Raw genomic sequence first — 12,908 nt, 5'->3', positions numbered from 1 at the left:
TGTGCCGATCAGTCCTCAGTGCTTCGCCTTGTTCTCGAAGTGCACGGTCGGGGAACAGTTGTCCGGTCGGAGGCTCCCCCGGTCCCGGCAAGCCCGCATTTCCGCCTTCTGCGTGTACAGCTGCGCGCCGTCCCAGTTGGAACGGTGCAGCCACACGGAACTCTTCTGCTTGCCGTTGTAGCGGACCCAGTTGTGCGCCTCCACTCGAACCTGCATGTACACGTTGTGGCCGTCGCCGGGAAGCTTGTCGTTGAGCCGCCCCTGCCATTCGAAGGCCCCGTGGTTGGTGAACGGCCTGTTGAACAGATACTCACCGTCCTTGAACTCCACTCCGCCGGAGGAGAGGGTGTCGATCGGCGCCCCCCAAGCAGCTGCGAACGCCGTACCGGCACTCGTCAGGAACAACCCGGCCGCGGCCCAACCGACCAGCAACTTCTTCATCCCGCACCCTCCGTCGTCACCGGCGGCTCGGACAGCCGCCGCGTGATCACGGACTGTAATGCCACGGAAACGCAAAGAAACGATCTGCCTAGCCCATGACCACCACATCAGGTGATTCAGCCCATTGCGTCAACGACGCTCACGCGCACCGCCAACGGCTTCGACAACCGCCGCGGTTCCGCCCTCCACCTACCGGCCGACGGTGAGCGACCAGACGACGGTGGACGGCGCGGTCACGGAGACCGTGGCGTGGACGTGCGCCTCGCCGAGCAGCAGTTGGTTGTACGCGGTGCTGACTTCCCCCGGCACGCACGCGAGAGGGAAGGTGAGACTCCTGGGCTGCACCTTGACGGTCAGGGCGCCCTTTCCCTGGCAGTTCACCGCCACCAAGAGAGGACCCGCAGCGACCGTTCCGAGTTCGATCCGGCGGTTGCCTCTGCCCGCGGCCACCTGGGCCAGCGGCTCACCGGCAGCAAGCCTCGGCGCGGCGGTGACCGTTTCACCCTCGATGTGCCCAGCCCTCGGGCCCGTCGGCACGGCCGCGGCAGGCGGCCCTTCCTTCGCGCTGCTCGGGGAGGTTCCGTCCGCCCCCGTGCAGGCGGCCAGCCCCAGGCAGCACAGTGCGACAGCGGCCGTGACGGTGGCGTAGCCGGAACGCATGCTCACAGGTGACACCCCCCTGCCGGAACCGCCCCCGTAGGCGGTCGGACACGGGCAGGCTAGGTGCCTGGCTGGGCCCGCCCGGCGCGAACAGTGAAACTCTGAGCTGCCGTTGAGGTCCGCCCGGGCGCCGGTCGGGGCGCAGCCGCCGAGTGGGCGGCTCGCCGGCACCCGTCGCCCCCCGGCACGCCGAAAGGGCGGCACCCCCGCACAAGGGTGCCGCCCTTTCTCCGTGGGCCGGAGCCGTCGCCGATCGGTGAGGGTCGGGTGACAAGCGACGGCTCCGGGGCTTGCCGGGCCTGCTGGGCCGCCGGGTGCCCGGTTCGTCCCGGCCTTCGCGGGCCGGGCGTCCAGGACCGGGGGGGCGGGCCAGGGGTTCATCCCGGCCGTCGCAGGCTTGGAGTCCTGGAACTGGGGGCCGGGGCCCGGGTCTCGGTTCGCCCCGGCCGTCGCAGGCCAGGAGTCCGGGACCTGAGGGGCCGGGGGCCCAGGCCCCGGTTCACCCCGCCGTCGCAGGCCAGGAGTCCGGGACCAGAGGGGCCGGAGGCCCAGGCCCCGGTTCAACCCGCCGTCGCAGGCCAGGAGTCCGGGGCCTGACGGGGGACCTGGTGGGCCGGGCCCCGGCCCCTCCGGCCTTCGTGAGCCGGGAGGGGCCGGGGCCTCGGGTGGCCTGGGCAGGCCGGGGCGTGTGGGCCCCGCATGGTCCACGCGCCCCCGAGGGGTCAGCGGTGGTCGCTGCCCTCCGACTGGGTCGCCGCGCGGCCGGCCTCCAGGCGGGCCACCGGGATGCGGAACGGGGAGCAGGAGACGTAGTCCAGGCCGACCTCGTGGAAGAAGTGGACCGACTCCGGGTCGCCGCCGTGCTCGCCGCAGACGCCGAGCTTCAGGTCGGGGCGGGTCTGGCGGCCCGCTTCCGCCGCCAGCTTGACCAGGGAGCCGACGCCGTCCTTGTCGATCGTCTCGAAGGGCGACACCCCGAAGATGCCCTTCTCCAGGTACGCCGTGAAGAACGAGGCCTCGACGTCGTCGCGGCTGAAGCCCCACACCGTCTGGGTGAGGTCGTTCGTGCCGAAGGAGAAGAACTCGGCGGCCTCGGCGATCTGGCCCGCGGTGAGCGCGGCGCGCGGCAGCTCGATCATCGTGCCGATCGCCAGGTTCAGGTCCGTGCCCGTCGCGGCCTGGACCTCCGCGATGACCCGGTCGGCCTCCTCGCGGACGATCTCCAGCTCCTGGACCGTGCCCACGAGCGGGATCATGATCTCGGCGCGCGGGTCGCCCTTGGCGTTCTTGCGCTCCGCCGCCGCCTCCGCGATCGCGCGGACCTGCATCGTGAACAGGCCCGGGATCACGAGGCCGAGGCGCACGCCGCGCAGACCCAGCATCGGGTTCTGCTCGTGCAGGCGGTGCACCGCCTGGAGCAGACGCAGGTCGTTCTCGTGCGGCTCCTGGCGGGACTCCGCCAGCGCCACGCGGACCGACAGCTCCGTGATGTCGGGCAGGAACTCGTGCAGCGGCGGGTCGAGGAGGCGGACGGTCACGGGGAGGCCGTCCATCGCCTCGAAGAGCTCGACGAAGTCCTTCTTCTGCAGCGGCAGGAGGGCCTTGAGGGACGCCTCGCGCTCGTCCTCCGTGTCCGCGAGGATCAGGCGCTCGACCAGCTCGCGGCGGTCGCCGAGGAACATGTGCTCCGTGCGGCACAGGCCGATGCCCTGGGCGCCGAAGCGGCGGGCGCGCAGCGCGTCCTCGGCGTTGTCGGCGTTGGCGCGCACCCGCAGCCGGCGCTTGCGGTCGGCGAACGCCATGATGCGGTGGACGGCCTCGACCAGCTCGTCGGCGTCGTCGGCGCCGGCGTGCATACGGCCCTCGAAGTACTCGACCACGGGGGACGGTACGACCGGGACCTCACCGAGGTACACCTTGCCGCTGGAGCCGTCGATGGAGATGAGGTCGCCTTCCTCGACGACCTGGCCGCCCGGCACGGTCATCCGGCGGCGCTTGGTGTCGACCTCGAGCTCCTCGGCGCCGCAGACACAGGTCTTGCCCATGCCGCGCGCGACCACGGCCGCGTGGGAGGTCTTGCCGCCGCGCGAGGTGAGGATGCCCTCGGCGGCGATCATGCCGTCGAGGTCGTCGGGGTTGGTCTCGCGGCGGACCAGGATGACCTTCTCGCCCGAGCGGGACCACTTCACAGCGGTGTAGGAGTCGAAGACGGCCTTGCCGACGGCCGCGCCCGGCGAGGCGGCGATGCCGCGGCCGACCTGCTGGACCTTGGCCTTCTCGTCGAAGCGCGGGAACATCAGCTGCGCGAGCTGGGCGCCGTTGACGCGCTGGAGGGCCTCCGCCTCGTCGATCAGGCCCTGGTCGACGAGCTGGGTGGCGATACGGAACGCCGCGGCCGCGGTGCGCTTGCCGACGCGGGTCTGCAGCATCCACAGCTTGCCGCGCTCGATGGTGAACTCGATGTCGCAGAGATCCTTGTAGTGGTTCTCCAGGGTCTCCATGATCTGCATCAGCTCGTCGTACGACTTCTTGTCGAGCTTCTCCAGGTCTGCGAGCGGCACCGTGTTGCGGATGCCCGCGACGACGTCCTCGCCCTGCGCGTTCTGGAGGTAGTCGCCGTAGACGCCCTGGTGGCCGGAGGCGGGGTCGCGGGTGAAGGCGACGCCGGTGCCGGAGTCGGGGCCGAGGTTGCCGAAGACCATCGAGCAGACGTTGACCGCGGTGCCCAGGTCGCCGGGGATGCGCTCCTGGCGGCGGTAGAGCTTGGCGCGGTCGGTGTTCCAGGAGTCGAAGACCGCGCGGATGGCGAGGTCCATCTGCTCGCGCGGGTCCTGCGGGAAGTCCCGGCCGGTCTCCTTCTTCACGATCTTCTTGAAGGTGGTGACCAGCTTCTTCAGCTCGGCGGCCTCTAGCTCGGTGTCGACCGCGACCTTCTTGGCCTCCTTGGCCTTCTCCAGCGCGTCCTCGAAGAGCTCGCCGTCGACGCCGAGGACGGTCTTGCCGAACATCTGGATGAGGCGCCGGTAGGAGTCCCACGCGAAGCGCTCGTCGCCGGCCTGGTCGGCGAGGCCCTTCACGGACTTGTCGGAGAGACCGATGTTGAGGACGGTGTCCATCATGCCCGGCATGGAGAACTTCGCGCCGGAGCGTACGGAGACCAGGAGCGGGTTGTCGGCCTGGCCGAGCTTCTTGCCCATCCGGCTCTCCAGCGCGTCGAGGTGTGCGCTCACCTCGTCACGCAGTGCCGCCGGCTCCTCGCCGCTGTCCAGGTAGACCTTGCAGGCCTCCGTGGTGATGGTGAAGCCGGGCGGCACCGGAAGGCCCAGGTTCGTCATCTCGGCGAGGTTCGCGCCCTTGCCGCCGAGGAGGTCCTTGAGGTCCTTGTTGCCCTCGGTGAAGTCGTAAACGAACTTCACGCCCTCAACGCTGTTGCCCGACGCGGGTCGCTGCTGATCTTTGTTTTCCGACACGGGTCTCGACTCCTCGAGGACGCGGTGGCTGCCCTGACGTCCAGGAACATACCCAGATCGAAGGCATCTGGGTACGTCTACTTGCACGTCATGCGCCCGTAACCAGTCGTCCGCCAGCGGATCGAAAGTCAAGGCTTGGCAAGCAACCGAGGCTTTTTGTTTTCACTTCTTGAACGCATCAACACCCGTAAACCGTCCAGGACGCTCAGATGAGCGGCTTTCAGCACGTCTGATTTTCTCCGATGAACGATCAAGCCGTGGCACTGAGTGCCACCCTTTGATGAAGTGCAATCGGTCTTGTTTCGCTCATCTGAGCGCAACCCTTATCAGGGGTGGTGAGAATCACGCTCCCACACGGGGCGAGGTTTCACCATGCGGACGGGTATCCGGAACGGCCGGGCCGTCACACCCCGAGCGCCAGCAACCGCTCCTCCACCCGCTCCGGCGCATACAGGTGCTCCACCACCAGCGCCCCCGCTCCCACCAGCGCCGCCCGCTCCCCCAGCCGCGAGGTCACCACCTCCAGACGAGCGGTGGAACGCGGCAGCGCCCGCTGATACAGCAGCTCCCGTACGCCGGTGACGAACGCGGTGCCCGCCAGGTCGCCCGCGATCATCAGCACGCCCGGGTTGAGCAGCGTCACCACCGTCGCCAGCACCTCGCCGACCCGGCGCCCCGCCTCCCGGGCCAGCCCCAGCGCCTCCGGATGCCCGGCCGCCAGCAGCTCCCGCACATCCGAGCCGGACGCCGCCGGCACCCCCGCCTCCGCCAGCCGCCGCGCCACGGCACCGCCGCTCGCGACGGCCGCGAGGCAGCCGTGGGAACCGCAGCGGCACAGCGCCCGCTCGGCGTCCGGCACCCGGATGTGCCCGATGTCGCCCGCGCCGCCGTCGACGCCCCGGTAGACCGAGCCGTCCACCACCATGCCGGCGCCGATCCCCGTGGACACCTTGACCAGCGCGAACGCCGGGCAGCCGGGGTAGGACGTGCGCTGTTCGCCGTACGCCATCAGGTTCGCGTCGTTGTCGACCAGGACCGGGACCGGGGGGAGGCCGGTGTGGTCGGTGAAGGCTCTGGCGAGGCGGCCCCTTATGTCGTAACCGTCCCAGCCCGGCATGATCGGCGGCTGCACCACCCGGCCCGACTCGCTGTCCACCGGGCCCGGCACCGCCAGCCCGATGCCGCACACCTGAGCGGCCTCGCGTCCCGCCGCGGCCGGCAGGCCGGCGAACCAGCGGCCCAGTTCACCGAGGACGGCCTCGGGTCCGTCGTCGACGACCAGGGTGCCGCTGCGTTCGGCGAGGATCTCGCCGGTCAGGGTGAGCAGGGCCGCCCGGGCGTGCCGGGTGTCCAGGTCGGCCGCGAGGACGAGCGCGTGGTCACCGTCGAACTCGAGGGTGATGGAGGGGCGGCCGCCCAGCGGGGAGTCGACCGGTCCGCCGGCGCCCTCGCGCAGCCAGCCCGCGCGGAACAGCCGGTCAAGGCGCTGTCCGACGGTCGCCCGGGACAGTCCGGTCGCCTGCTGCAGGGCCCCGCGCGTCGTGGCGCGGCCACTGCGCACCAGCTCGAGCAGGTCCCCGGCGCCGGTCGCCGCCCCGGCGCGCCCGGACCTGCCGGACCGTACGGCCTCGACGCCCCGTACGGCCTGCCCGGCCTCCGTGGCCCGTCCCGCCATGCCCGTACCCCCTTGCGTTTCCCCATCCTGCATTACACAGTAGGTTCTGCGTGTTAAATAGACGTAACTCTAAGTGGTCCCGGCCGGTCGCTCGGCCGCACGTCTTTCGGGGAGTCCCGAGTGGATCGCACGGCCCAGCTCACCGCCCGCCGCACCGAGCAGGCAACCGCCCGTCGCACCGCACGCGACACCGCCCGCGATCCTGCACCCGCGCCCGCCGGGCTGCGCGGCAGAGCAGCGGCCGTCCTGGACGCCAACTGGACCGGCACCTCCACCGTGCCGTCCCGCACCCTGTATCCGCACCAGTGGTCGTGGGACTCCGCGTTCATCGCGATCGGGCTCAGGCACCTCTCGCCGTTACGGGCGCAGACGGAGCTGGAGACGCTGCTGGCCGCGCAGTGGGGCGACGGGCGGGTGCCGCACATCGTCTTCAATCCCGCCGTCCCCTCCGACGCCTACTTCCCCAGCCCCGACTTCTGGCGTTCGGCCGACGCCGGCCGTGCCGCGGGAGCCCCGCGCACGGTACAGACGTCGGGCATCGTGCAGCCACCGGTGCACGCGCTGGCGGCCTGGCTGGTGCACCGGGCCGACCCGGAGCTGTCCCGGACGCGCGGCTTCCTCGCCGGGCTGTATCCAAGGCTGGCCGCCTGGCACCGGTATCTGCTGCACCGGCGGGACCTGGGCGGCGGCGGGCTGGTGTCCGTCGTGCACCCCTGGGAGCAGGGCATGGACAACAGCCCCTGCTGGGACGCCCCGCTCGCCCGCGTCGCCCCCGCCCCGGCCCGTTCCTTCCGCCGCGCCGACCTCGACCACGGCGCCCCCGAGGACCGGCCCACCGACCTGGACTACGGGCGGTACGTGCGCCTCGCCACCGACTACCGGGACGGCGGATACGCCGACGGGAAGGGCGACTTCGCCGTCGAGGACCCCGCCTTCAACGCCCTGCTCATCGCCTCCGAGCACGCCCTCGCGCGGATCGCGCAGGAGCTCGGCGCGCCCGGCACGGCCCGCCACGCGCGCGCCGAGCGGCTGACCGAGGTGCTCGTGGAGCGGCTGTGGGACCCGGCGCGGTCCATGTTCTGCTGCCGGGACGTCGTCGGCGGCGGGCTGATCGGCGAGCGCGGGGTGTCCGGGCTGATCCCGCTGCTGCTGCCGGCGCTGCCCCGCGAGCAGGCCGCAGGGCTGGTCGCCACGCTCACCGGCGCGCACTTCGGCCTGGGCACCACCACCCGCCTGGTGCCCAGCCACGACCTGCTCGGCGAGTCCTTCGACCCGCACCGCTACTGGCGGGGCCCCGCCTGGTTCAACACCGGCTGGCTGATCGAGCGCGGGCTGAGGACCCACGGCGAGCGGGAACGGGCCGACGCGCTCGCACGGGCCCTGGTGTCCACCGCCGCCGCCTCCGGGTTCGCCGAGTACGTCGACCCGTACACCGGTGAGCCCTGCGGTACGCGGGACTTCGGCTGGACGGCGGCGCTGACGCTCGACCTGTTGCACGGCGCACGGGAGCGGTCCATGGGCGCGGGCGTGTCCCCGGGGGTCGGCGAGACGTTCGGAAAGAGCAGCGACAGGGACTCAAGGGGAGGGGACGGGGGATGACCGACCGGCATCATCTGCTCGTGTACGGGGGGACGTTCGCCGCCGTGGGCGACGGCGGCGACATCACCGGGGTGCGCGGCGGGCATGTGCCCGCCGGGCTGTTCGTCCGGGACGGGCGGCATCTGAGCCGCTGGCAGCTGACCGTCGACGGCGCGGTGCCCGAGACGCTGACGCCGGTCGCGGGCGGGGACACCGCGCGCTGTGTGCTGGTGCCGCGCTGCGGCCGCGACGAGCCGCCCGCGTACACGCTGTTCCGGGAGCAGGCCGTCGGCGACGGCTCGTTCGTGGAGGTGCTGCGGGTGGTCGGCAACCGGCCGGTGCCGGTCACGGTCCGGCTGGCGCTGACCGTGGACGCCGACTTCGCCGACCAGTTCGAGCTGCGTTCCGACCACCGCACCTACGCCAAGCTCGGCGTCGTACGCTCCCGCCAAGTGCTCGACGACGGGCTGGAGTTCACCTACCGGCGGGGCCAGTGGCGCTCGTCCACGACGGTCACGGCGGACCCGGCGCCGGACGCCGTGGAGGAGACCGGCACGGGCGCGCGGCGGATGGTGTGGACGCTGCACCTGCCGGCGCACGGCACGGCCGGACTGACCCTGCGGGTGATGGCCCGGCCGCACGGGGACAAGCGGGCGCTGCGCGTGCCGCGCTCCCCGCGGTCGGTCACCGACCGGCTGCGGGCGGACGAGGAGAGGTTCCTCGAGGGCGTGGCCTTCCCGAGCGGCTGGCCGGAGCTGGCCGCGGCCTGCGCACGCGGCCTCGCCGACCTCGCCGCGCTCCAGGTGCCGGCGCGCGGACCGGACGGTGAGGAACTGCGGGTGCCCGCGGCGGGCGCCCCCTGGTATCTGGCGCTGCTCGGCCGGGACGCCCTGCTCACCTCGCTGTTCACCCTCCCCCACCGGCCCCGGCCGGCCGCCGACACCCTCCTCGCGCTGGCCGCGACCCAGGCGGGCGAGGAGGGGACGGCGCCGGTCGCCCAGCCCGGCAAGATCGTGCACGAGGTGCGCCACGGCGAACTGGCCCATTTCGGGCAGGTGCCGTACGCCCGCTATTACGGCTCGGTCGACGCGACCCCGCTCTTCCTCGTCCTGCTCGGCGCGTACGTCGAGCAGAGCGGCGACACCGCGCTGGGCTCCCGGCTGCGGCCGCACGCCCGCGCGGCCGTGACATGGATGCTGGACCACGGCGGGCTCACCTCCCACGGCTACCTGGTCTACCGCGCCGACCGCGGGGGCCTCGCCAACCAGAACTGGAAGGACTCGCCCGGCGCGATCTGCTCCGCCGACGGCACCCGCCCCGCCGGCCCGGTGATGGCGGCGGGCGCCCAGGGCTACGCCTACGACGCGCTGTGCCGCACGGCGTGGCTGGCCCGCACGGTGTGGGGGGACGAGGGGTACGCGGCGCGGCTGGAGCAGGCCGCCACCGGTCTGCGGGACCGTTTCCAGCGGGACTTCTGGATGCCGGAGCACGACTTCCCGGCGCTGGCCCTGGACGGGGCGGGCCGCCGGGTCGATGCGCTGGCCTCGGACGCCGGGCATCTGCTGTGGTCGGGGCTGCTGGACAAGGAGTACGGCGAGCAGGTCGGGCGGCGTCTGCTGGAGGCGGACTTCTTCTCGGGCTGGGGTGTGCGCACGCTGGCGGCGGGCCAGCCGGCGTACCACCCGCTGTCGTACCACCGCGGTTCGGTGTGGCCGCACGACAACGCGGTCATCGCGCTCGGGCTGGCGCGGTACGGGCTGCACGACGAGGCGCGGGTGATCGCGCGGGGGCTGGTCGACGCGGCGACGGCCGGCGGCCACCGGCTGCCGGAGGTCCTCGCCGGGTACGGGCGGGACACGCACGCGGAGCCGGTGCCGTATCCGCACGCGTGTGTCCGCGAGGCCCGGTCCGCTGCGGCGCCGCTTGCCCTGCTCACGGCTGTGGGCGGTCTCTAGGGCGCACCGTTTGCCGGTTGTTTGCCCGGTCCTCGTGAACGAGGTCCCCGGGGCCGCCGTACGGGAGGGTGTTCGTCGGCCTGCCGTTGGAAGGACCCCGGGTTGTCCCAGGACACACGCACGCCCGAGCGGGAAGAGGGCGCCGCCGCGCCCGTCGCCGCCGAGCCCTCCGGCGCCCGCCGCTTCCTGCGCGCCCCGCATCCGCGCGCCCGCCTCGCCCGGTGGCGCGCCCGGCACCCTTCCGCCGCCCGGTGGGTGTCCCTCGCCGTCACCGTGTGCGCCGCCCTGCTCGTGCAGATCGCCCTGGAGATGCCGGACACGCAGGCGGACCTGCGGCCCTCGGCGTTCGTGCGGCTGCCGGCGGAGGCGGTCATCGGGGCGGTCGTCCTGCTGTATCTGCCGCGGCGGGCGCGGATCGTCGCGGCGGCGCTCGGCGGGGCGGTGGTGGGCTGGCTGGCCGTGCTGGACATGCTGGACATCGGATTCAGGGAATACCTCGGCCGGCCGTTCAACATGATTCTCGACTGGGGGCTGTTCGCCGACGCCCGTTCCTATGTGGCGGACTCCCTCGGCTCCACGGCGGCGCTCGGTCTCACGGTCGGTGCGATCGCGCTCGTCGTCCTGCTGGTCGTCCTCGTCGCGCTGTCCGCCGTGCGCCTCGGCTCCGTGCTCGCCCGGCACCGGGGGCGCGCGGCCAGGGGCGCGCTGATCGCCGGGACCGTGTGGATCACGTGCGCCGCGTTCGGGGTGCAGATCGCCGGCGCGCCCCTGGCCACCCGGCACGCGGCGACCGTCGCCGAGGCGCAGGCCCGCACCGTGCGGGACACCGTGCGCGACGAGGCGGCGTTCGGCAAGGAGGCACGGGCCGACGCCTTCGGGAACACCCCGCCGGCCCAGCTGGTGCCGGATCTGCGCGGCAAGGACGTCATCTTCACGTTCATCGAGAGCTACGGCCGCAGCGCCATCGAGGACCCGGTCATGGCGCCGGGCGTGGACAGCACCCTCACCGCGAGCACCCAGGCGCTCGCCAGGGCGGGCTTCCACGCGAAGAGCGGCTGGCTGACGTCGGCGACCTACGGCGGCGGCAGCTGGCTCGGCCACTCCACCTTCATGTCCGGGCTGTGGATCAGCAACCAGCAGCGCTATCGCACGGTCATGGCCAGCGACCACCTGAGCCTGACGAAGGCGTTCGCCAAGACCGGCGCGTGGGACACCGTCGGGGTGATGCCGGGCGTGGTGAAGGCCTGGCCGGAGCAGAAGTACTACGGCCTGGACAAGGTCTACAACGCCTTCCAACTGGGCTACCACGGGCCGAAGTTCAGCTGGTCGACCATGCCCGACCAGTTCGCGCTGCAGCAGTTCCAGCAGCGCGAGCACGGCCGCAAGCGCGACAAGCCGCTGATGTCGGAGATCATCCTGACGTCCAGCCACCAGCCCTGGGCGCCGGTCCCGACGATGGTCGGCTGGGACCGGCTCGGCGACGGCAGGATCTACGACGCGATCGAGAAGGCGGGCAAGAGGTCCGCGGACGTCATCGCCGACTCCACGGCCTCCCGCGAGGAGTACGGCAAGTCGATCCAGTACTCGGTGACCGCGCTCACCCAGTGGCTGGAGCGCTACGGCACCGACGACACCGTGCTCGTCTTCCTCGGCGACCACCAGCCGATCGCCCGGGTCAGCGGCAACCACGCCAGCCGGGACGTCCCGGTGTCGGTCGTCGCCAAGGACCCGAAGGTGCTGCAGAAGATCGCCGGATGGGGCTGGACCGACGGGCTGCGGCCCGCGCACACCGCGCCGGTGTGGAAGATGAGCGCCTTCCGCGACCGCTTCCTGACGGCGTACGGCTCGGTCCCCCACCCGTCCGGGAACTGACCGGCCGGCTAACGCCCTCGGGAGACCGGCCGGCGCGCGCACGGCACCGCTCAGCCGCCCGAGGTGTCCAGCTCGGCGTCCTCGGTGACGCCGGCGCAGTCGTAGGGGTCCTTCAGCCAGCCGTCGGGCAGGACGACACGGTTGTTGCCGGAGGTACGGCCGCGCGGGCCGTCGGCGCCGGCCGGCCAGGGCTGGTCGAGGTCCAGCTCGTCCAGGCCGGAGCGCAGCTCGTCGAGGGCGGAGGTGATGGCGAGGCGCTTGCGCATCTCGGAGCCGACGGCGAAGCCCTTGAGGTACCAGGCGACATGCTTGCGGAAGTCGATCACGCCCTTGGACTCGTCGCCGAGCCACTCGCCGAGCAGCGTGGCGTGCCGGACCATGACGTCGGCGACCTCACGCAGGGTGGGCCGGACGAAGTCGTCGGGCCGCCCCTCGAACGCGGCGACCAGGTCGGCGAACAGCCACGGCCGGCCCAGGCAGCCGCGGCCGACGACCACACCGTCGCAGCCGGTCTCGCGGACCATGCGCAGGGCGTCCTCGGCGCACCAGATGTCGCCGTTGCCGAGGACGGGGATCTCCGGGACGTGGTCCTTGAGCCGGGCGATGGCGTCCCAGTCGGCGGTGCCGCCGTAGTGCTGGGCGGTGGTGCGGCCGTGCAGCGCGATGGCGGTGACGCCCTCCTCGACGGCGATACGGCCGGCGTCGAGGTAGGTGAGGTGGTCGTCGTCGATGCCCTTGCGCATCTTCATCGTCACCGGCAGGTCCCCGGCGCCGCTGACGGCCTCGCGCAGGATGGCGCGCAGCAGGTTCCGCTTGTACGGCAGGGCGGAGCCGCCGCCCTTGCGGGTGACCTTGGGGACCGGGCAGCCGAAGTTCAGGTCGATATGGTCGGCGAGGTCCTCCTCGACGATCATGCGCACGGCCTTGCCGACGGTGGCCGGGTCGACGCCGTACAGCTGGATCGAGCGGGGGCGCTCGCTGTCGTCGAAGCGGATCAGCTGCATGGTCTTGTCGTTGCGCTCGACCAGCGCCCTGGTGGTGATCATCTCGCTGACGAACAGGCCCTTGCCGCCGCTGGCCCCAGCCTTCGGTTCGCCTCCGGCGAACGATTCGCCTTCGGCGAATGCCCTGCACAGGGTGCGGAAGGGCGCATTCGTGATACCCGCCATGGGAGCGAGAACCACCGGCGGTGCGACGAGGTGCGGACCGATTCGCAGCGTGGAGTTCACATCAGTCGTGGGCGTGGGCATGGCCCCA

At 72.3% G+C, this 12,908-nt stretch carries 8 protein-coding genes; 3 read left to right on the top strand and 5 right to left on the bottom strand.

Annotation, left to right across the window (positions count from 1 at the left end; translation table 11 throughout):
• Positions 1 to 15: 15 nt before the first annotated feature.
• From ACZ64A_RS09550 to ACZ64A_RS09535, 4 genes are all read right to left on the bottom strand, one after another.
• Positions 16 to 441, bottom strand: a complete 426-nt coding sequence (locus tag ACZ64A_RS09550) for a hypothetical protein (protein ID WP_469809338.1) — start codon at positions 439 to 441, stop codon at positions 16 to 18.
• A 189-nt stretch (positions 442 to 630) separates the two neighbouring features.
• Positions 631 to 1,107, bottom strand: coding sequence for a hypothetical protein (locus tag ACZ64A_RS09545; protein WP_469809337.1), 477 nt, complete (start codon positions 1,105 to 1,107; stop codon positions 631 to 633).
• A 716-nt stretch (positions 1,108 to 1,823) separates the two neighbouring features.
• A complete protein-coding gene (ppdK, locus tag ACZ64A_RS09540) occupies positions 1,824 to 4,571 on the bottom strand; it encodes a pyruvate, phosphate dikinase (RefSeq protein ID WP_469809336.1) in 2,748 nt (915 codons plus the stop codon).
• Between the two features lie 403 nt (positions 4,572 to 4,974).
• Positions 4,975 to 6,246, bottom strand: a complete 1,272-nt coding sequence (locus tag ACZ64A_RS09535) for an ROK family protein (protein WP_469809334.1) — start codon at positions 6,244 to 6,246, stop codon at positions 4,975 to 4,977.
• A gap of 120 nt (positions 6,247 to 6,366) precedes the next feature.
• On the opposite strand from ACZ64A_RS09535, the gene ACZ64A_RS09530 reads away from it, so the two are divergent.
• The 3 genes from ACZ64A_RS09530 to ACZ64A_RS09520 all read left to right on the top strand — a co-directional run bounded on the left by ACZ64A_RS09530 (position 6,367) and on the right by ACZ64A_RS09520 (position 11,651).
• Positions 6,367 to 7,845 (top strand): MGH1-like glycoside hydrolase domain-containing protein, encoded by a 1,479-nt coding sequence (locus ACZ64A_RS09530; RefSeq protein WP_469809333.1) that lies wholly within the window; start codon positions 6,367 to 6,369, stop codon positions 7,843 to 7,845.
• Complete coding sequence (locus ACZ64A_RS09525) at positions 7,842 to 9,779, top strand: amylo-alpha-1,6-glucosidase (protein WP_469809332.1); 1,938 nt, start codon at positions 7,842 to 7,844, stop codon at positions 9,777 to 9,779. The genes ACZ64A_RS09530 and ACZ64A_RS09525 overlap by 4 nt, the downstream gene beginning before the upstream one ends.
• Before the next feature lie 102 nt (positions 9,780 to 9,881).
• On the top strand, positions 9,882 to 11,651 hold the full coding sequence (locus tag ACZ64A_RS09520) for an alkaline phosphatase family protein (RefSeq protein WP_469809331.1): 1,770 nt from the start codon (positions 9,882 to 9,884) through the stop codon (positions 11,649 to 11,651).
• A gap of 50 nt (positions 11,652 to 11,701) precedes the next feature.
• On the opposite strand, the gene dusB is transcribed toward ACZ64A_RS09520, so the two are convergent.
• Entirely contained in the window at positions 11,702 to 12,901 is a 1,200-nt protein-coding gene (dusB, locus tag ACZ64A_RS09515; RefSeq protein ID WP_469809330.1) for a tRNA dihydrouridine synthase DusB, read from the bottom strand.
• Between the last annotated feature and the right edge of the window lie 7 nt (positions 12,902 to 12,908).

This window comes from Streptomyces sp. NPDC104814 (assembly GCF_055583185.1).
The sequence above is the reverse complement of the archived record's forward strand: the minus strand, read 5'-3'. Positions and strand labels throughout refer to the sequence as shown.

Coding starts and splice junctions, on each gene's coding strand:
- ACZ64A_RS09550 (WP_469809338.1), bottom strand. CDS start 441: ATGAAGAAGTTGCTGGTCGGTTGGGCCGCGGCCGGGTTGTTCCTGACG.
- ACZ64A_RS09535 (WP_469809334.1), bottom strand. CDS start 6,246: ATGGCGGGACGGGCCACGGAGGCCGGGCAGGCCGTACGGGGCGTCGAG.
- ACZ64A_RS09525 (WP_469809332.1), top strand. CDS start 7,842: ATGACCGACCGGCATCATCTGCTCGTGTACGGGGGGACGTTCGCCGCC.
- dusB (WP_469809330.1), bottom strand. CDS start 12,901: ATGCCCACGCCCACGACTGATGTGAACTCCACGCTGCGAATCGGTCCG.